Below are 18,581 nucleotides of genomic sequence, written 5' to 3'. Positions count from 1 at the left end.
GTGTGTACGTCACGGGGTGTCAGACATGCTGGAGGGCAGCGCCCAGCGCGGACCGCGACGTGATGCCCAGCTTCGGGAAGATCCGATGCAAGTGGGTGCTCACGGTGCGGTGCGACAGGTAGAGCCGCTGGCCGATCTGGCGGTTGGTCAGGCCTTCGGCGGCCAACTGGGCGATGTGGAGCTCATGCGCGGTGAGCTGGTCGCGGGCGTCCGGGCTGCGATGCGGACTCACCTCACCGGCGGCGCGCAGCTCCTGCCGTGCCCGGTCGCTCCACGGGATCACTCCGAGCGCGTCGAACGTCTCGCGGGCCGCACGCAGGTGCCGGCGGGAGTCCGCCGCTCGGCGTTGACGACGTAACCACTCGCCGAAGGCAAGCTGGGTCCGCGCACGTACGAAGGAGAACCCGGTCAGGTCCGCGCCCAGGGCGACCTCGAACAGCTTCTCGGCATTTTCGTCTCCGGCCAGGACGGCGCGGGCGTAGCGCAGGCCGGCGTGCAACGCCGGCGACGATGTCGTCGCCGCCACCGTCTCCAGGCCCTCCATGACGTCCCGGACCGCCTCGGCCTGGCCGCTCCGGACGGCCGCGTCGGCGAGCTCCGCGACCGAATAGCAGCGCAACGCGACCTGGTACGCCGGATCAGCCGGATCGTGCATGCGCCGAAGGTGCGCGAACGCGTCGCCGTAGCGCCCGTCGCTGAGCGCGGCCAGGCCACGCGCGGCCTGCACAGTGGCCAGCACCGGACGCGCGCCCGCTGCGAGGCTCTCCTGCTCGGCCTCCGATGCGAGCCGATCGGCACGATCTGTGTCGCCGCGAAGCGCCGCGATCTCGGCCTCGGACGCTCGCACCATCGCGTGCAGGAACGGCTGCGTGGTTTCCCGGGCCAGCCGGCTCGCCTCCTCCGCGGCAGGGATGGCCACGCTGAGGTCGGCCAACCGCCCCGCGCTCCACGCCTGCGCCCCGAGCGCCCGGGCCAGCAACCCGAGCCGACCCTGCGTGCGAAGACCGGCAACCGAGGCCGCCGACAAGCGCACCGCCAGGTCGAACGCGCCCACCAGCAAGGCGGCGGTGCCGAGCAGGCGTTCGACCTGCGGGTCGCCACTCGGCCGCGCGGCCAGGCCCGCCAGGCGGTGGATGACCGTCGTGCCCCGCTCGACGGGCGCCGCGTACGCGAGAATCGCCAGTAACCGTGGGTCCAGTTCGCCGATCGGCAGTGCCTCCGCCACGGTGACGATGTGTTGCCGCACCGCCGGGCCGGGCTCGGCCCAGAAGCACCGCAGGGCCGCGCTCCACAGGATCCGCATCACCAGGTCTACGTCGCCTTCCGTGGCCACCGACTCGGCGAGCTGTGCCAGCTCGAACGGGCCCACGCTGTCATCGCGCATACCGTCGTCGAAGCTGCCTCGGATCCACACCGCCCGCGCACGCTGCTGCGCCGAGAGCTCCAATTGCGACACCTGCTCCAGCAGTCCCACGACGACATCTCGACGGCCCGACTCGACCGCGAGGTCGGCTGCTCGCAGCAGCCGCTCGGCCCTGCGTGCCAGACTGGCGCTGAGCCATGCCGCCCGTTCCAGCGCCGCGACCGCGGCGCCCACTCCGCCACGACGCTGCGCCCGGTTCGCGGTCGCCTCCAGCTCAGCGGCGATGCTCTCGTCCGGACCGGCCGCGGCGGACGCCCGGTGCCAGGCTCGCCGATCGGGCTGCCCGCGAGATGCCTCGGCCAGCGCGGCGTGCGCCGCCTGACGTTCGGCAAGGCCTGCGGTCTGCGGAATCGCCGAGCGCATGAGCGGGTGACGGAACGACACCGTGCCGGCGCCGAGGTCGACCAGTCGCGCCTCGACGGCGGGCGCCAGGACGGTGATGTCCAGCTCGGCGCCGACAGCGAGCGCGCCGGCCTCCAGCGCCTCGGCGACGGAGGTGCTGTCGTTGAGCGCGGTGACCAGCAGCACCGTGCGGGTAGCGGCGGGCAGCTCGGACACTCTGGCGCTGAAAGCCCGCTCGAGGCGAGCCGTCAGCGGCATCCGTCCCTCAGATGCCTGCCTGACGCCGGATAATTCGGTCAGCGCCAGCGGGTTGCCGGCGGCCTCGTCCAGCAGCCGCCGGCGGACCGGCGGGTCGAGGCCGGGCGCAACCGCATCGAGCAGGCCGGCCGCGGCTTCCCCGGACAGCCGCCCAACGCTCAACGTCGGCAGGCCGGCGTCGTCCAGCGGCGACGCGACCCCCTCACGAACAGCAGCCAGCATCACGATCGGCTCCGACTGCACTCGCCGCGCCACGAAGCCGAGGACATCAGCACTGGACCGATCCAGCCAATGCGCATCCTCGGCGATGACCATAACCGGGGCATGGGCGGCGACGTCGGCCAGGAGGTTCAACACGGCCAGGCCGACCAGATAGGCATCCGGCGCCACCCGGTCGGTCTCACCCAGCGCCGCCTGCACCGCGTCGCGCTGCGACGCCGACAACATGCCGACGCTCGAACGAATCGGATGAAGAATCTGATGGAGACCAGCATACGGAAGATGCACTTCGGACTCGGCGCCGACCGCGGTGAGCACCCGCATGCCCGCCTCACCCGCCAGCGCCGCGCCGTTCGCCAGCAGGGCGGTCTTGCCGATGCCCGCTTCACCCCGAACGAGCAGCGCACCGCCCTGGCGATGGACGCCGTCGACAAGCTCGGTCAGCCGCTCGATCTCGCGCTCGCGGCCGATCAACACTGCGGGTCTCATGTCGCCACCTCGGGACGTGGAGTTTTACGGAAGCCCACAACGACAGCCGCCGCCAGCAACGCCGGCAGAGCAAACCCGTAGAACCCGGCCGCGATCGGCAACTGCTCGGCGAGCAACCAGCCTCCATACACCGGTCCGAGCACACCCCCGAGCCGTCCCACGCCGAGCGCGGCGCCCACGGCAGTGCCACGATGCAAAGTCGGGTACGAGACGGCGACATAGGCGTTCACCAGGAACTGCGCGTTGACCGCACCGGCGCCCACGATCGCCACCAAGGCATAGCCGGCCAGCATCGGCGGGGCATGAGCGAGCACCGCGAAGGCGGCGCTCGCCGACACGAACGATCCGACGATCACCCGCCGCGCCCCGAACCGGTCGGCCAGCCGGGAAGACGTCAGCGAACCGGCAACGACACCCACGTTGAGCACCAGCAGGAACCCCAACGACGATCCCAGGTCGTACCCGGCCCGGTTCATCAGCAGAGGCAGCCACGTGTACGCGCCGAACAGGACCAGCAGGCTCAGGAATGTCGCCGTCCAGAACAACACCGTCCGAGCTACGTAACCGCGGCTGACGAGCAGCCGCCAGGACTCCGCGCGGCTGGAGCGCAGCCCGGCGGCACTCTCGCGGGCGACCAGGAACTCATCCGACTCGGGCAGCCGGCGCACCAACACCGGGACGAGCACCAGAGCCGGCAGCACTCCGACGACGAACATCGCGCGGAACCCGCTGCCGGCCAACGCGATCGCCGCCAGCGCGCTCAGCGCCCCACCGACCCCGATCCCACCGAACACGACACCCTGATAGAGGTTGCGGCGGCCCGGCGGCGCGAACTCGGCCACGAACGCCGCGGCGACCGGCAGCAACACCCCGGCCCCGAGCCCGACCACCAGGCGGCCGCCCCCGAAGACCAACGGAGTGGGAGCGGCCGCGCACACCAGCATGCCGAGACTGAAGACCACGACGCCACTCAGCAGCACCGGCCGGCGTCCACGGCCATCGGCGAACGGGCCCGCCAGAATGGCGCCGAACAGCATCCCGACCAGGGCCACCGACCCGAGCAACCCGATCTCCCGTTCGCCCAGCCCCCAGCCGGCAGCCCCGAGCAAGGCCGGAACGGCCGCCCCGTACACGACAATGTCGTAGCCCTCGAGGATGAGAATAGCCCAGCACAACACCAAAGTGGAACGCCGACCCCGGCCCTGACCGGCCGTCGGCCTCGATCCCAACCTGGTCACGCGCCCACCTCCGCGGCATCGACACCAGCCACGCACCGCCCGGATCGCGCACAGGGCGAACTGAGTCGCCGGCGTCCGCCGATTGTCGAGTTCGGCGACCCACAGCGCCGGAGGTTGCAGAGCGGCACAGATGGACCGCGCCCGCGACCACTACCAGGTGACGCAACTATTCCACTCGGCCACCGCGAAAGCCATCACGATAGACTTGTCGACCGCGCAAACCCTCCAAAGGCGAAACGGCGTGGCCCCAGGGACCGACATCGACTGAAGGGGGGACAGAAATGGCAACAGGAATATTTGCGGGCATTCCGGTACGTGACTATGCCAGCGCCCTGGACTGGTACAAGCGGCTGCTCGGCATTGAACCGGCCTTCTACCCGAACGACATCGAGGCAGTGTGGCAGCTGGCCGAGGACCGCTACGTCTACATCATCCAGGACACGGTCCGGGCCGGCGGAGCCGTCAGCATGATTTGGGTCGACGACCCGGTCGCCGAAGTCGCGAAGATCTCCGAAAGAGGCTTGGAGCCGGTCGACGTCCAGAAGCACGATCCAGTCTGGAAGTACGTTTTCCACGACAACGACGGCAACGAAACCGGAATCGGCGGAGAGGTCACCACGACAAGATAATTGCCGGCCCGCTCACCTCGCCGCCGACGTCGAGGTTCATCCGGATGAATGTCGGGCCGCTGCTCCACATTCGACTGCTGATGCTCCGGGAGTCCGCGGACGACGTGTTTCGGGCGGTCCATCGACGTAGTCCGTTGGTGGCCGTGACGGCAGTCGGTCGGGCCGCTGGAATGGCCGCTTGAGCCGACCAGCCCGATGACCTGCCCGACAGCGATGTTCCGGCCGACGTCGACCATCGGCCGCGACACCATGTGGCAGTAGCGGGTGACGGCGTGGTCTGCAGGCAGATCTGGTGGCCAGTAACGGCCAAACCCCACCCACGTCCCGCGCCAAGAACCCTCAAGCAAGCACCCCGCACCGCGCACGAGTCGAACGACGCGTTGACCCACCGACACCTACTCCAAGTGACAGCTTCGTGGTCCGCAGCTTCAGCACAGAGCCGGGCGCATGCGGCTGCACGTGAAACGGCCATCCGCATCTGTGGGCGCTTCTCAGGGTGGTGACGGGTCGGAGGCGGGCGACCCGCGGTGCGAACCAATGGTTAGGCGCCTCCGACCCCCTATCAAGAGGGTATTGGCCTCCTTCTTCGCTAATGCCGGGCACCCACAACACGGCTAGTCGCAGCGATTCGTGCCGCGAGCAGTCCTGCGCTGCCCGTTTGGGTTGTCTGGGCTTGTGTTCCTCCGCGCCGAATCGCTTGGTCACGTCGGCGACCGCGGCGGCCCGGTCGCACAACGGGCCGGATTCTCCGGGGGCGCAGGGCAACTCGATCGGGCGGACCCGCGCCGAGGCGAGAACGACGAGGTCCGGCCCGGTGTCCGTGGCGGCGGGTGGGCGTTTGGCGACTGCTTTGGTGGGGTCGGTGCTCGTTATAGTGCTCGACGAACTCGCCCAGGACGGCCAGCAGGTGCCGAGGGTGGTAGATCAGCATCCGGTCCAGACACTCCCGGCGCACGGTGCGTACCCACGTCCGGCCCGCTCCCCCAGGTCCATCATCAAGTTGCGGGCCTGCTGAGCCACCCAGACATGGCCGGAACCTATTACCGGCCGCCGGACCCACACGCCGAAATACACAGCCGTCTGCCGGCTTCGGTGCGGGCAAGGCCAGAGCGCTCCACCGCTGCGCGGCCTGCGGTTAGGAAGGACTGCAACAAACGTCCTGAGGCTTGAGACCGGCACGTCCGCCCACAGCCTCGAGTTCATCGATGTCTCGGCGTGGGCTCCGCCGGTGAATGCTCCATCATGACCACTGGAGAAGCCTGATGAGATTGATTGCTCTCGTTGTCTCCGCCGCCGTCATTGTCGCCGGCGCGGTTACGACGGCACCTGGCGCGATCACGGCGGCGGCAACCAGGTTGTGCGTCACGGACACCGGCGACGACGGCAATCCCGGTACGCTCCCCAGCCATTGCGGGCCGTCCAACGGCCAGTCGACCTCGCACAGCCCGGCGACGTCATCTTCCTGCGCGGCGGCACATAGGCGCGGGTTGCCAACATCCGGTTGCTCAAGAGCAGCCCCGAGGCTGCGCCGATTGCCCTGACGAATTACGCCCGCGAGCGGGTCGTCATCGACGGCGAGAACATGCCGCACACTCCGGCCCCGGTCGGAGGAAGCATCCCACGCGCCGAACGCGGTGCCATCCACGTTGAAGGCGACGACTGGCATCTGAGGGGTATGGAGATCGTCGACGGCGGGGAGAGCGCCGACGGTCTGGCCATCAAGGAGAGATCCGGCACGGGCAACGTCGCGCGCGGCGTCCGGCCGTGGAACAACTCCGACGATGGGCTCGGCCTCTGGGAGTTCCTCTCCCCCGTCTCGGTGCAGGACAGCACCGCGTATGGAAACGGGTTCAACCGCTGGGGACTGCCCGTCTTTACCGGAGATGGCAACGGCTTCAAGCTCGGCGGCGGTGACGAGGACCTCCCGCGGCGCACACGGTGCGGAACAGCGTGGTGGGGACAACGCACGGGCGGACTACGCCGATCAGGGTCGCGGGTCGACGAATGTGCGTAACGGCAGCCGGTCGAAGACGTTGATCTCGGATGCGGCCGGGGATGTCCGGATCGACGTTCCGAGGGATCGAGAAGGGACGTTCGAGCCGCAGATCGTGATGAAGCGGCAGCGCCGGCTGAGCGACCGGTGGTCGGCCGCCGAGAACTACTAATCGAAGACGCCGAAATACCGTTCGCGCGGCTCTGGCTCACTTTCGGTGGTGACTGTGGGTGATCTCAGTTGAGGAGGATGCGGTGGCGGAGCAGGGTGAACCCGGCTCGGCCGTGCATCTGCGCATGATCCGCTTGATCTTCGTGTTGACGCCTTCGGCTCCGCCGTTGTGGTAGGGCATGGTCACTGCGGCGTGGACGCCTCGCGGTCGAGTTCGAGGCCGCGGGCGAAGGTGTGCAGGTGTGGCAGATCGGCCGCTCGGACGGCGTCGATCCACGCGTCGAGGCGTGCGCTGTTGGCTTCGGCTGGTCGTAGCAGGCGGCGAACGAGCTGATGAGCCCGGTGAGGTCGATCATGTCCGGGCAGGCGGTGGTCAGTTCCTGGCGGCGTTCGTGCTGGGTTTCGCTGAGGTGATCCGGGTGGGTCAGGATGAGGCTGGTCAGCCGGCGTGGCGAGATCGGCGGGCGTCCACCTTCGACACGGCCTTGCGTGACGTATCGGACGAACAGATTCATGCTTCCCGCGTATCCCAGGGCTTTGATTTCTCGGAACAGCTGGAGATTGCCGATGGCAGGTTCCTGCTCCCGGCGGATGCACAGATGATCTCGGAACGGATCGACCAGCGTCGGCCGGTATTGGAGAGTTCGTTGCAGCCGTACCGGTTCGCCCACTCGGGCGTAGCGTTTGACGGTGTTCAGCGACAGGTTCAGCCGGCGGGCGCATTCGAGCAGGCCGACGTTCTGACCGAGCAGGGTGTGGATCTGGTGCCAGCGTTCACGAGTGGTCGCGGCGCGAGGTCCGTCTTGCATGCGGCCGGTCTTGGCCCAGCACGCGCTGTGCGCGGCGACCTCTTTGCGGGCGGTCTCGCCCAGTCCGTGCCATAGAGCTGAGGGCCAGGAACCCGAACACCACTGCCGTGAGGGCGCTCTCGATCCGTTTGCGGGTGCGCTTGTTGCGTGGTTGTACCCACCGCAGACCAACCGTCGCCTCGCCGAGCCGCCACAGCACAAGCATGGCGAGTCCGACCGTGACCGCCCAGAGCAACGCCCGTCCGCCGGGCTGGGCGGCGAGGGTCGCCGGCGCGCCGGCCTTGTCGGCTTTGGCGCCGCCGGCGCCGAGGGCAACCCGCGCCGCCAGGTAGGCGATGGTGAAGTGCACCAGGCCGTACGCGGCAAGGCCCACCCGACCGTAGTTCACCCGGCATCGCGTGTCCTCGAGGTCCATCAGCAGGTTGCGGGCGGCCTGGGTCACCCACGCCGCGGTGGGATGCGCGGTCGCGCCGAGGATGCGGATACGGCGGCTGGCATGCTCAATGACCGCGAGGACGTACATGCGGGTGCCGGTCAGGATGATCGTCTCGATGAAGTCCACGGCGAGCAGCACCTCGGCCTGCGAACGCAGGAACTTCGCCCGAGTCGTGGCGGTCCGCTCCGGAGCGGGATCGATCCCGGCCGCGCGCAGGTTCTCCCAGACCGTGGACGCGGCGACTTTCACCCCGAGGGTGAGCAGTTCCCTGTGCACCCGCCGGAATTCCCACGACGGATTCTCTGCCACGAGTCGCAACACCAGCGCGCGGATCGAGCGCACGGTGCGTGGCCGGCCCCGCCGTCGGGGCCGCGACGCTGCCGCGTGGTGGCGGGCATGCAGGTCAGGGTGCCGGCGCAGGATCGTGTCGGGCCGCACCAGCAGCCGCAGACGGTGCAAGGTGGGTCTGGGCAGGCGGTGCAGCAACGCGGCCAGCCAGGCCCGATCGGCTGGGTCGATCCGGACGCGCTGCTCGCCGGGCGCGTCGTTGTCGGCACACGCAGGGTGGTCGGCTCCTATTGTGGGCCAGTTTGCGCCGGGCGCGTCGGCGATCCTAGGGAGGCCTGGGTTCCGGCTGTGGTGAGAACGGCGTCAATCTTGCGGAGCAGTTCGGATGCGGTGAAGGGTTTCTGGATGAGTTCGGTGCCACCGACGTCGCCTCGGTTGGCCAGTAGGCCGTCGCTGTAACCGGACATGAAGAGCACGGGTACGCCCGGGTGTTGTTCTCGGATGAGTACGGCGAGCCGCGGACCGGACATTTCGGGCATGACTACGTCGGTGAGTAGGAGATCGCAGCCGGGTTGGTCGGCGAGGGTCAGTGCCTGGCGCCCTCTGCTCGCGCTGAGGGTGGCGTATCCGTTGTTGTTGAGGATTCGCACCACGAGTTGTCTGATTGCGTCTTCGTCTTCGACGACGAGGATGGTCTGGCCGTGGCCTCGGGGCGGTGGGGTGGCCGGTGGGATGTCTGCTCGGGTGCTGGGTTCGTGTGCCGTTGGCAGGTACACGCGGAACGTGGTGCCAAGGTGGGGTTCGGTGTACACCCCGATGTCGCCGCCGGCTTGGTTCACGATGCCGTGGACGATGGCCAGGCCCAGACCGGTGGCTTGGTCTCTGGGTTTGGTGGTGAAGAACGGCTCGAAGATGTGCGCGGCGATCTCGGCGCTCATGCCTGCGCCGGTGTCGCTGACGATCAGTTTGGCGTAGCTGCCCGGGGTGAGGGTCAGCTGAGGGTCGGTGAGGGTCGCGTCGATGTCGGTCGTCGCGGTTTCGATCACCAGGGTTCCGCCGTCGGGCATCGCGTCGCGGGCGTTGAGCGCCAGGTTGACGAGGATCTGCTGGATTCGGCCCTGGTCGGCGTGGATCATCACTGCGGTGGGGGAGGCGATCGAAACCCATTCGATGTGTTCACCGATGGTGGAGGCGAGCACCTGGTGTGCCTCCTCGACTGCCGTGTTGAGGTCGAAGGTGGTGGCCTGCTGGGCTTCCCCGCGGGCGAAGACGAGCAGTTGGCGGGTCAGCGTCGTGGCTCGGTCGGTCGCCTTGCGGATCGTGGCGATGTCGGCCTGGACGGAACTGTTGTTGGTGGTCTGCTCTGCCACGAAGTCGGCGTGGTTACCGATGATGTTCAGCACGTTGTTGAAGTCGTGGGCGATCCCGCCGGCAAGCTGTCCGAGGCTTTGCAGGCGCTGGGCCTGTTGTGAGCTCTGCTCCACCAGATGGTGGTGGGCATCGGCGTGCTTTCGTTCGCTGATGTCGCGGGCGACGGCCGATGCGCCCGTCACGTTGCCGGCGTCGTCGAGGACCGGGGACATGGTCACCGACACGTCCTTGATCGTCCCGTCCTTGCAGAATCGCTGGGTCTCGTAGTGATCGATTCGTTCGCCCCGTCTGAGCCGGGCCATGATCTCAAGTAGTTCGGAGGCCTCGACCGGGCCAACGATCATCGAAATGTATTTTCCGATCGCCTCGGCGCTCTGGTAGCCGTACATCCGCTCTGCGCCCGGGTTCCAGCTGGTGATGACTCCGTCGAGAGTCATGGTGATGATCGCGTCGTCGGAGGACTCGACGATGGCGGCTAGCTGCCGGCGGCCCGCAAGGCCCTGCCCGATGACGTCTTCAAGGACTCGGTGACGGCGGGCGACGACCGTGCTCACCGCGGTGACCGCGAGCGCGCTGAGCAGGTACATCATCTGGTGCGCTGTGCCCCAGATGCGATCCGGCCACCATGACAGCGCCAGGATCAGCAGTGCCCCGTAGGCGCCGACGGCGATGACAGCGCGCGGACTGGCCGACGCCGTTGCCAGACAGGGCCCGGCGACGAGCAGCCCAAGCATGATCAGGTCCGGGCCGGTGATGGCGTTGACAACGGCCAGCACGCTCACCGTTATCACTGCCATCGTCACCGACCATGGCGTGGAAGCCAAACGTAGTGGCACGGCTGGCCCTCTCTTGACTAGGACAGCGGGGCGCATCCGGTATGCAAGGGCCAGTCGTCCACGTCGGTAGTGGGGCTCTCCATCGGCCGCGTCAGAGGCGGCGCAGGGGCCGAGCAGGCGAGACCGACGCTACCCGTGTCGCGGAACCACCACGACGACTTCCGGAATCCAGGGACCGAAACCCACTGACTCAATGCATGTCCCACGTCATCCACGACGATGAGGCAACGTGGGGAGCGTATGGCGACAGCAACGTCACATCCGCCGGCTTGCGGGGGTACGGTCGATGAAGATCATACGTTTGTGGGAGGGGCCGCGGCGGCCGGACAGCCCGCATGCCGAAGTCGTATCGACGCATCACGCCGGATCCCCCGCCGGGAGGTGGCTGCGCTCTTGGCGGCGGATACCTTGGGGGTAGCCACGAATGGGGATGCGCAGGCGTGTGTCGAGGAATGCGGGGCCGCCGCCGGTGTCCGCACGCCGACCGCAGCGGCGGCCGATGCGGTCGTACCTGGTCGGGTTACTGTTGTTGTTCATGGCCGCGGCCGGCGCCGGTGTCTGGTCTGGCTGGGGACAGGCCCGCAACGACGCGGTGTCCAACGCCGAAGCCGACGCACTGTTCGCCGCGCGTCGAGCGGCGCAGCAGATCGGCGCGAGCCTCACCGCGGTACGCGGGAGCGTCGACACCGTCGCTTCCAATCCCGGCGCCAAACAAGTCTTCGCCGATCCGAGCTCATGCCGGCTGGCGTTTTCACTCGGCGGCGTCGATGACGGTCACCTGGATGTGCTGCGCACCGACGGGACCGTCGTCTGCTCATCCACACCACCGACCGGCGTGGCGCAGGCCAGCGCCTACGTCGGGGCGTCCTGGTTGCCCGACGTGGTCGGGGCGCCGCGGACCATCGCACCGGCCTCGGACGCCCGTACCGGGCGCACCGCCGCCGTGATCACTGCTCCGATCGCCGGGCTGGGACTGGTAGCGGCATTCGTGGACCTGGTGGCACTCGGATCGGCGGCGGGCACCCTGTTCGCCGGTGCCCGCCAGCTCGAATTCGTCATGACCACCGCCGATCACGCCACGATCCTGACGCGCTGGCCCGACGGCACTCATTGGACCGGCACCCCAGTGCGGGACAGCCGGTTCGCCGTCACGGACGCGGACGGCACCGGCGTGGACGTCACCGGCGTTCCCCGCCTATACGGGCAGGCGGACGTCGATGTCATCGGCTGGCAGGTATCTGCGGGAGCGGATCGGGCCGCGGCGCTGACCAGCGCCGACCGGCTGGCCCGCAACCAAGCCCTGATCGCGGGGCTCGGCCTGCTCGCCGGGCTGTTGGCCACGCTGTTGGTGCAACGACGCATCACCCGTCCGATCGGCAAGCTGCGCGCCGCCGTACGGGCTGCCACCACCTCCGGGAACCTCGACACGGCCGTGACTATCGCCGGTCCACGCGAGGTCGCCGAACTCGGCGAGGAATTCAACACGCTGCTGGCCACCGTGGACCGGCAACTCGGGCAGCGCCGCCGCGCCGAGGACGCCGCTCGGCAACACGAGCGCAACTACCGCCAGATGTTCGCCGCGAGCCCGTACCCGATTGTGCTGTTCGATCTTGACAGCCTCGCGATCGTCGCGGTCAACGACGCCGCAGTGGAGTACTACGGCTGGGCCCGCGACGAACTGCTCACCATGGCGTTCACCGCGTTGTTTCCACCCGAGGACACGACCGCGATGGCCGAGGCCATAGCCACGGCCGCGCCGGTCGAACGGGAACGGCGCCATCGCCACATCAGGCGCGACGGCACCGTGAGCGAGGTAATCGTCACTTCGTATGTCACGTCGTTCGCCGGGCGGAAGGTTCGCTGCGCCGTCATCAACGACGTCACCGAACGCGAACACCTCCAACGGCGGTTGCACCGGTCAGAGCGCCTGGAAAGCCTGGGACACCTCGCCGCCGGAATCGCCCACGACTTCAACAACCTGCTCAGCGTCATCAACGGATACGCCAGCATGGCGACTGCCGACATCGAGCCGATCGCCGCCCGCGATCCCGCCTGGCGGGCGATACACGACGACCTCGTCCAGATCGTCAGCGCCGGCGACCGGGCGACGGCGCTGACCCGGCAACTCCTCTCGTTCGCCTCCGCCGACCCCGAACCAGAGACCCGGATCCTCGACCTCAACAACGTCATCACCGATGTCACCAAGCTGCTGCGCCGCGCCCTGGGCGAAGACATCACGCTCATCACCGAGCTCACCGCACAGCCCTGGCAGATCACCGCCGATCCCGGCCGCCTGGAACAGGTCCTGGTCAACCTGGCGGTCAACGCCCGCGATGCCATGCCCGGCGGAGGCACACTCACCATCAGCACCGAACAGGTAACCGTCGACGAGTACTACGCCGCCCAGCACCCCGGCCTGCGGGCGGGCCGCTACATGCAAATGCGGGTGAGCGACACCGGCGCAGGCATGACCAAAGCCACCCTGGAACGGGCCTTCGAGCCGTTCTTCACCACCAAAGCAAAAGGCCACGGCACCGGCCTGGGACTGGCCACCATCTACGGCATCATCACCCAAGCCGGCGGCCACGCCCAGATCTACTCCGAACTGGGACAGGGCACCACCATCACCGCATTGCTTCCCGCCACCGAAGACCCCGCCGACCCCATCACCACACCGTCCAGCACATACCGCGAGAGATCCGGCGAGACGATCCTCCTCGTCGAGGACGACGACAGCCTGCGTGCCCTCACCGAACGGATCCTGCACCGCGACGGCTACCTGGTCCTGTCCGCAACCACCATCGCCGACGCCAGACACCTCGCCGCAACGCACCCCGACCTCGACCTGCTCCTCACCGACGTGGTCATGCCCGACATGCACGGACCCGCCCTCGCCGACCTCCTGCGAACCACGCACCCCGACATGCGCCACATCTACATGTCCGGCTACTCGGAAACGATCCTGGCGACCCGAAACATCATCCGCACCGGCGACACCCTGCTCACCAAACCGGTCAGCGCACCCCACCTCCTCAACGCGGTGGCGCACGTCCTGGACAGCCGGGCACCCGACACATCAACGAGAGACCATCCCGAACAAAGGTGTCAACAATCGCCGCCGGAGCATCCATGATCATGAAAGATCACGAGCCCACAACGTGATCCCTACGCGCTGACCCGGCGGAACAACCCGTACGCAAACACCAACACGGCCGAGGTGTTACTCGTCGGCGGGGCGATCGTCGCGGCAGTAGCGCTCCCCGCTTGCATCGTCATCTCGTATCTCTGCCTGGCTGCGGCGACTGAACGCCGCAGGCGAGGCTGCGTTCGCTGGTACCGGCAGCCTTGTCGGAGGCGCCGGGCTGGTCACGGGCATCCGGGCGCTCGGCAAGACCGATGTGTGATCCAAGAAAGTTATCCACCGTCGAGCGGACGCTGATCCCGGGTCGCCATTGACCTCACCCCCTTGCGGCGATGATCCTCTGATCAGCGAGCAGAGACCACCGCGGAGGTTCCATGTCACGTCCCGCCTTACTGGTGCTGTCCCCCGATGGGGTCCCGCTCGCCGAGGACCTGCGCCGCCGTTACGAAAACGACTATCAGGTCATCGTCGGCGATATACCCGAAGGCTCGGACGTCGCACTGTTGATCGTCGACGAACGCATTCCGGACGCCGTCGACCTTCTCAACGAGCTTCGCGACAAGCATCCCGGAGCCAAACGGGTGCTGCTGGTGGCACGCGGCGACTGGTCGGCAAAGCATCCGGCGATCGCCGCGCTGGCGCTGGGCCGCATCGACTACCACCTTTACGTGCCCTGGCGTCCGCTCGAGCGAATCCTGTACGCCGCGGTCGGCGAATTCCTGGCCTCATGGGAGACGAGCCGCCCGCCCGAGGTGGCGGTCTTCCGGATCGCCGGCGACCAGCACTCCACCGCCGCCCACGAGCTGCGCGACGTGCTGACCCGCAGCGGCGTCCCGTACTGGTTCCACGACACCGCCTCGCCCGAGGGCCAGGCGCTGTTGCGCGAGGCGGGCACCGATGAGACCCCGGTGGCGATCCACTACGACGGAACCGTGCTGGTCCGCCCCGCGTACCCGGAGATCGTCGCCAAGCTCGGCCTCCCCACCACTCCGCCGGTCGGCGCCTGCGATGTCGTGATCGTCGGCGCCGGCCCGGCCGGCCTCGCCGCGGCGGTCTACGCCGCGTCCGAAGGCCTCAGCACCGTCCTGATCGAGCCGGTCGTCCCCGGCGGCCAGGCCGGCACCAGCTCGCTGATCAGGAACTATCTCGGCTTCCCGCGCGGCGTCAGCGGCGACGAACTGACCAACCGCGCCCTCGAGCAGGCCTGGCTCTTCGGCGCGCACCTGGTGGTCTCGACCGGCGCGACCCGGATTGCGGCGGACGGCGACCTGCGCCTGGTCTGGACCGGCGAAGGCCCGCCGCTGACCGCCCGCGCGGTGGTGATCGCGACCGGCGTCTCCTGGCGCCGGCTGGGCGTGCCGTCGCTCGAGGACCTGATCGGCGCGGGCGTGTTCTACGGCGCGGCGGGCGCGGAGGCGCGAGCGGTCACGGGCGGGCGTGCGTACGTGGTCGGCGCCGGCAACTCGGCGGGCCAGGCGGCGTTGCATCTGGCGCGCTACGCCGCGTCGGTCACGCTGGTCGTCCGCGGTGCGACTCTGGCCACGAGCATGTCGGAATACCTGATCACCGAGATCGACAAGAACGACCGCATCCAGGTGCTCCTGAACACCGAGGTCATCGGAGGCGGCGGCGCGGGCAACCTCACGCACGTCGTGCTGCGCACCGGCGACGTCTCGCACACGGCGGAGGCCGCGGCGCTCTTCGTCATGATCGGCGCCGAGCCACGCACCGACTGGCTGTCCGGCGTCGTGAACCGCGACGAACGCGGCTTCATCCTGACCGGCTCGACCGGACTGCCGCTGGAAACGAGCATGCCGGGCATCTTCGCAGCGGGCGACGTGCGGCACGGCTCGGTCAAGCGCGTGGCCGCAGCCGCCGGCGAGGGCGCGATCGCCATCCAGAACATCCACCACTACCTGAGCTAGTTCAAGATCTAGTTCATGGCGTACCACTTACTGGTCGACGTCGCCACGGAGACGTAGCCGGTGCCCAGCGCCTCGTCGAGAGCCGTATCGAGTACCGCATCGACACGACCGCGTCCGCGCCGCCCGCGTCCGCCGCGCCGGCCGATCGCGGGACAGCTCCTCCTGGGCAGGCCGGGCGCCTGGCCGGAGTCCTCGAATCACCGTCGCTGCCGGCCCTCACCGCGCTGCTCGCGCTCGGCTTCGGCTTCGGTCCGCTCGACGTCGTACCGCACGCCCTCGATCACGGGTGTAGAGCTGCTGCCAGTGTTTCCAGCAGGCACACGTCGCCCCGTCCATTGCGAGTCCTCGCTCTCTGATCCGGGACCGGCGCCCGGGACGCGCCAGTCGCGCGGTATCGCGCCGGTGGCCTCGACGACGACGGCGCGGTGCTGGTACGCGGTGCGCACGCCGGAGATGGACATGCCGCCGGTGTCGGTGCTGCTCGTCGGTCAGCCGTTTCTGATGTTGCGGGTGGTGCGGCGGGTCGGGCCGGTGCCGGGCCTGGCGTACTGGCCGGCGTTGGCCGGCTGGACGGTCAGCGGTGTGCTGCTCGCGGTCGGCGGTGAGGTCCTGGGCCCGTGGCCGGTGCTGACCGTGGTGGCCGTGTTCGTGGCCACGGAGATCACCGCGGCGGTGTTCCTGGCCCGGCTGGCGCTGGGTCGTACCGGGGCGGCCCGTACCCGGCTATGGCTGGCCGCAAGCGCGACAGCGTTGTTCGCGGTGGCAATCCTGGTAGCCGGTGCCGGGGCCGGTGACCCGGAGGCGGCGCAGTGAGCCCGGCAGGCGGCGCGGGTGATCGCTCTGGTGTCGGCGGCCGGCTACCTGCTGGCGTTCGCGCCGCCGGCGTGGGCCCGCCAGGCCTGGTCCACCCGGGCCGCGTACGACGTGGTGCGTCAACTGCTGCAAGCGCCCCCGGACGCACCGGCGCCGGACATCTGGCAGCGCTACGCCCACGCGGTGAGCCGCGCCACCTCCTGCGGCGGCGTGGTCGTGCTCACCTGCGCCGGTCAGGACGCCGTCGTCGAGGTGGCCCGAGTCGGTGTGCCGGCCCCACCCGCCGGCGCCGCTGCGCCGCTGGGCTGTGCACCGTTGCTCAAGTTGAGCGGCAGCATCAGCGTCGACGATCAAGGCCATGGCGCACCGGCCGCCATGCTGGCCTACGCCCGTGCCGGTGGATTCCGGTTCGTCACGGCGGCGCCGTTGCACCTGTCGGCCGGCCCGGCGGTGCTACTGCTGTTCGGCGCGTATCGCAGCCTGTTCACCGACGACGACGTGCAACTGCTCGGCGAACTCGCCGCGCGGGCGTCCGCGCTCGGGCAGCGCGCGGATCTGCTCACCGACCGCGATCGGCTCACCGGCGAACTGTCCGCTTCCGTGGCTGCGTTGACGGTGGCCAGCACCTGCTCAACCTGATCAACGAAGTGCTGGACCTCGCCAAATCGAATCCGGGAACGTCGACCTGCGGTGCCAGCCGGTAGACCTGCGCGAGGCGATCGATGAGGTGGTCACCACCCTGGCCGCCCTGTCACAGCGCAAACACCTGCTGTCCAATGCCATCAAGTTCACCCCCGAGCACGGGCAGATCTTCCTCGCCGCCCGGCGCATCGATCACAACATCGCGATCAGCGTCGCCGACACTGGGCCCGGCATCTCCACCGCCGACCAGCACCGCGTCTTCGAAGAGTTCCAGCAGGCCAGCGAGCAGGACAGCCGCGCCGGCGGCACCGGCCTCGGGCTCGCGCTGGCCCGCCGCCTGGTACACGCGCACGGCGGGCGTGTCGACCTGCAGTCCCAGCCCGGCCACGGCGCGAAGTTCACCGTCTACCTACCCGCCGCCCACACCCCAGCCGACATTCCCGACGACAACAACGACGCCGACAAGACCCGCCTCAGCAGCAAAGTCATCGCCATAGCCAGCAAGACCGACAACGCCGACGGACTCGCCCACACCATCGGTGAACTCACCGGCCTCACCCTCACCCCGACACGGCGATCACCTGAGCGGGACATCTCACCGGCCCATCATCCCCGGCCGTCGTCGCCGGCCACGATCAACGCGCCCGCGCAGGCTTCAGAACCTGCCAGGTGACGCCGTCGTCCCCTATTCGCCGCCGCCGGACGCCACCGGCAGACGAACCCGACCGGCGCGCCGACGAATGCGGCGGGCGGGCACGGCCCCCTGCCGGTCAAACCACCCACCTGAGCATCCGGCCCCCAGCGCTGGCAGAACCAAGAGGATCCCGCTCAGGACGAGGCCCCGCTCATCGGGCATACCGAGGACATCGCACCGTGAGCGTGGCGGCCCGCGGCGAGCAGGTTCTGCACCGCGGTCACCAGTTCGGCGTTCGCGAACGGTTTCAGCCACGCCCCGCACGCCTGGGCATCACCGACCCGGGGGTCGCCGTGACGCAGTGAACCGCTCAGGATCGCTACCGGCACATCAGCAATCACCGGATCCGCGCGGATCGCCGCGCACAACTGCAGCGCCGTCATACCCGGCATGTCCAGATCGGTGAGTACCACATCGGGCTGCTGCCTGGTCGCAATCTGCAGCGCCGTCCGGCCGTCGGGTGCGCTCAGCACGGTGAACCCGGCCCGGGTGAACAATCGCTCGAGCACAGCGTTGACGTCGACGTCGTCCTCGGCGATGAGAACCACAGCCATAACCCCTCTGCGACCGGGCATGGCTCGACCGCGACCGCGGCCGCCGCGCCCGCCGGTCGCGAGGGCGGTGCGCAGAGTGCCGGTGGCGTGCGTGCCGCTGCCGGGATTGTCGTCGGCGGTGATGGTGCCGCCGTGGCGTTCGGTGCCCTCACGGGAACCCACGTGTCGATGGCGCGCTCTGCCACGGCCGCGGGGAATGCTCAGGTCGGCTCGACAACGACCGACCTGAACCGGCGACTACAGACACGGACACGGGGGAAGAGCTGCCCATGATCGGTATTCAGCGTAGGGTCCTGGCAACGGGTGCGG

General features: G+C 68.9%; 15 protein-coding genes and 1 pseudogene. 8 read left to right on the top strand and 8 right to left on the bottom strand.

The features are described 5' to 3' along the window. Nucleotides 1-19: 19 nt before the first annotated feature. Entirely contained in the window at nucleotides 20-2,731 is a 2,712-nt protein-coding gene (locus ACZ6TI_RS46890; protein WP_465351804.1) for an ATP-binding protein, read from the bottom strand. Further along, complete coding sequence (locus tag ACZ6TI_RS46885; RefSeq protein ID WP_465351803.1) at nucleotides 2,728-3,909, bottom strand: MFS transporter; 1,182 nt, start codon at nucleotides 3,907-3,909, stop codon at nucleotides 2,728-2,730. Before ACZ6TI_RS46885 ends, ACZ6TI_RS46890 begins: the two co-directional genes overlap by 4 nt. A gap of 341 nt (nucleotides 3,910-4,250) precedes the next feature. On the opposite strand from ACZ6TI_RS46885, the gene ACZ6TI_RS46880 reads away from it, so the two are divergent. Continuing rightward, nucleotides 4,251-4,598 (top strand): VOC family protein, encoded by a 348-nt coding sequence (locus ACZ6TI_RS46880; protein WP_465351802.1) that lies wholly within the window; start codon nucleotides 4,251-4,253, stop codon nucleotides 4,596-4,598. Between the two features lie 589 nt (nucleotides 4,599-5,187). On the opposite strand, the gene ACZ6TI_RS46875 is transcribed toward ACZ6TI_RS46880, so the two are convergent. Both ACZ6TI_RS46875 and ACZ6TI_RS46870 read right to left on the bottom strand, forming a co-directional pair. Further along, nucleotides 5,188-5,553 carry an integrase core domain-containing protein gene (locus tag ACZ6TI_RS46875; RefSeq protein WP_465351801.1) on the bottom strand — a complete coding sequence of 122 codons (366 nt, stop codon included), beginning with the start codon at nucleotides 5,551-5,553 and terminating at the stop codon, nucleotides 5,188-5,190. Between the two features lie 285 nt (nucleotides 5,554-5,838). Further along, nucleotides 5,839-6,264, bottom strand: a complete 426-nt coding sequence (locus ACZ6TI_RS46870) for a hypothetical protein (RefSeq protein WP_465351853.1) — start codon at nucleotides 6,262-6,264, stop codon at nucleotides 5,839-5,841. Here ACZ6TI_RS46870 and ACZ6TI_RS46865 point away from each other — a divergent pair. Both ACZ6TI_RS46865 and ACZ6TI_RS46860 read left to right on the top strand, forming a co-directional pair. After that, nucleotides 6,181-6,612: a right-handed parallel beta-helix repeat-containing protein gene (locus ACZ6TI_RS46865; RefSeq protein WP_465351850.1), complete on the top strand. Its 432-nt coding sequence runs from the start codon at nucleotides 6,181-6,183 to the stop codon at nucleotides 6,610-6,612. The two genes, ACZ6TI_RS46870 and ACZ6TI_RS46865, sit on opposite strands and share 84 nt — an antisense overlap. Further along, nucleotides 6,587-6,736, top strand: a pseudogene (locus ACZ6TI_RS46860) (transposase); the annotation flags it as partial. The gene ACZ6TI_RS46865 and the pseudogene ACZ6TI_RS46860, both read left to right, overlap by 26 nt. Nucleotides 6,737-6,827: 91 nt before the next feature. On the opposite strand, the gene ACZ6TI_RS46855 reads toward ACZ6TI_RS46860, so the two are convergent. The 3 genes from ACZ6TI_RS46855 to ACZ6TI_RS46845 all read right to left on the bottom strand — a co-directional run bounded on the left by ACZ6TI_RS46855 (nucleotide 6,828) and on the right by ACZ6TI_RS46845 (nucleotide 10,448). After that, nucleotides 6,828-7,571: a hypothetical protein gene (locus ACZ6TI_RS46855; RefSeq protein ID WP_465351800.1), complete on the bottom strand. Its 744-nt coding sequence runs from the start codon at nucleotides 7,569-7,571 to the stop codon at nucleotides 6,828-6,830. Further along, nucleotides 7,537-8,493 carry a DUF1206 domain-containing protein gene (locus ACZ6TI_RS46850; RefSeq protein WP_465351799.1) on the bottom strand — a complete coding sequence of 319 codons (957 nt, stop codon included), beginning with the start codon at nucleotides 8,491-8,493 and terminating at the stop codon, nucleotides 7,537-7,539. Before ACZ6TI_RS46850 ends, ACZ6TI_RS46855 begins: the two co-directional genes overlap by 35 nt. An 89-nt stretch (nucleotides 8,494-8,582) precedes the next feature. Further along, nucleotides 8,583-10,448 carry a PAS domain S-box protein gene (locus tag ACZ6TI_RS46845; RefSeq protein WP_465351798.1) on the bottom strand — a complete coding sequence of 622 codons (1,866 nt, stop codon included), beginning with the start codon at nucleotides 10,446-10,448 and terminating at the stop codon, nucleotides 8,583-8,585. A 589-nt stretch (nucleotides 10,449-11,037) separates the two neighbouring features. Here ACZ6TI_RS46845 and ACZ6TI_RS46840 point away from each other — a divergent pair. The 5 genes from ACZ6TI_RS46840 to ACZ6TI_RS46820 all read left to right on the top strand — a co-directional run bounded on the left by ACZ6TI_RS46840 (nucleotide 11,038) and on the right by ACZ6TI_RS46820 (nucleotide 17,697). Further along, entirely contained in the window at nucleotides 11,038-13,635 is a 2,598-nt protein-coding gene (locus tag ACZ6TI_RS46840) for an ATP-binding protein (protein WP_465351797.1), read from the top strand. A 383-nt stretch (nucleotides 13,636-14,018) separates the two neighbouring features. Further along, entirely contained in the window at nucleotides 14,019-15,569 is a 1,551-nt protein-coding gene (locus tag ACZ6TI_RS46835) for an NAD(P)/FAD-dependent oxidoreductase (protein ID WP_465351796.1), read from the top strand. Nucleotides 15,570-15,971: 402 nt separating this feature from the next. Next, nucleotides 15,972-16,382, top strand: a complete 411-nt coding sequence (locus ACZ6TI_RS46830) for a hypothetical protein (RefSeq protein ID WP_465351795.1) — start codon at nucleotides 15,972-15,974, stop codon at nucleotides 16,380-16,382. Between the two features lie 18 nt (nucleotides 16,383-16,400). Further along, a complete protein-coding gene (locus ACZ6TI_RS46825) occupies nucleotides 16,401-17,021 on the top strand; it encodes a hypothetical protein (protein WP_465351794.1) in 621 nt (206 codons plus the stop codon). A gap of 88 nt (nucleotides 17,022-17,109) precedes the next feature. Next, nucleotides 17,110-17,697: a sensor histidine kinase gene (locus tag ACZ6TI_RS46820; protein ID WP_465351793.1), complete on the top strand. Its 588-nt coding sequence runs from the start codon at nucleotides 17,110-17,112 to the stop codon at nucleotides 17,695-17,697. 155 nt (nucleotides 17,698-17,852) lie between these two features. On the opposite strand, the gene ACZ6TI_RS46815 is transcribed toward ACZ6TI_RS46820, so the two are convergent. Continuing rightward, nucleotides 17,853-18,434 carry a response regulator gene (locus ACZ6TI_RS46815; RefSeq protein WP_465351792.1) on the bottom strand — a complete coding sequence of 194 codons (582 nt, stop codon included), beginning with the start codon at nucleotides 18,432-18,434 and terminating at the stop codon, nucleotides 17,853-17,855. Nucleotides 18,435-18,581 lie beyond the last annotated feature (147 nt).

The organism is Actinoplanes sp. NPDC051388, from assembly GCF_055586225.1.
The sequence above is the reverse complement of the archived record's forward strand: the minus strand, read 5'-3'. Positions and strand labels throughout refer to the sequence as shown.

Coding starts and splice junctions, on each gene's coding strand:
- ACZ6TI_RS46840 (WP_465351797.1), top strand. CDS start 11,038: ATGGCCGCGGCCGGCGCCGGTGTCTGGTCTGGCTGGGGACAGGCCCGC.
- ACZ6TI_RS46855 (WP_465351800.1), bottom strand. CDS start 7,571: ATGCAAGACGGACCTCGCGCCGCGACCACTCGTGAACGCTGGCACCAG.
- ACZ6TI_RS46865 (WP_465351850.1), top strand. CDS start 6,181: ATGCCGCACACTCCGGCCCCGGTCGGAGGAAGCATCCCACGCGCCGAA.
- ACZ6TI_RS46890 (WP_465351804.1), bottom strand. CDS start 2,731: ATGAGACCCGCAGTGTTGATCGGCCGCGAGCGCGAGATCGAGCGGCTG.
- ACZ6TI_RS46870 (WP_465351853.1), bottom strand. CDS start 6,264: ATGCCAGTCGTCGCCTTCAACGTGGATGGCACCGCGTTCGGCGCGTGG.
- ACZ6TI_RS46880 (WP_465351802.1), top strand. CDS start 4,251: ATGGCAACAGGAATATTTGCGGGCATTCCGGTACGTGACTATGCCAGC.
- ACZ6TI_RS46835 (WP_465351796.1), top strand. CDS start 14,019: ATGTCACGTCCCGCCTTACTGGTGCTGTCCCCCGATGGGGTCCCGCTC.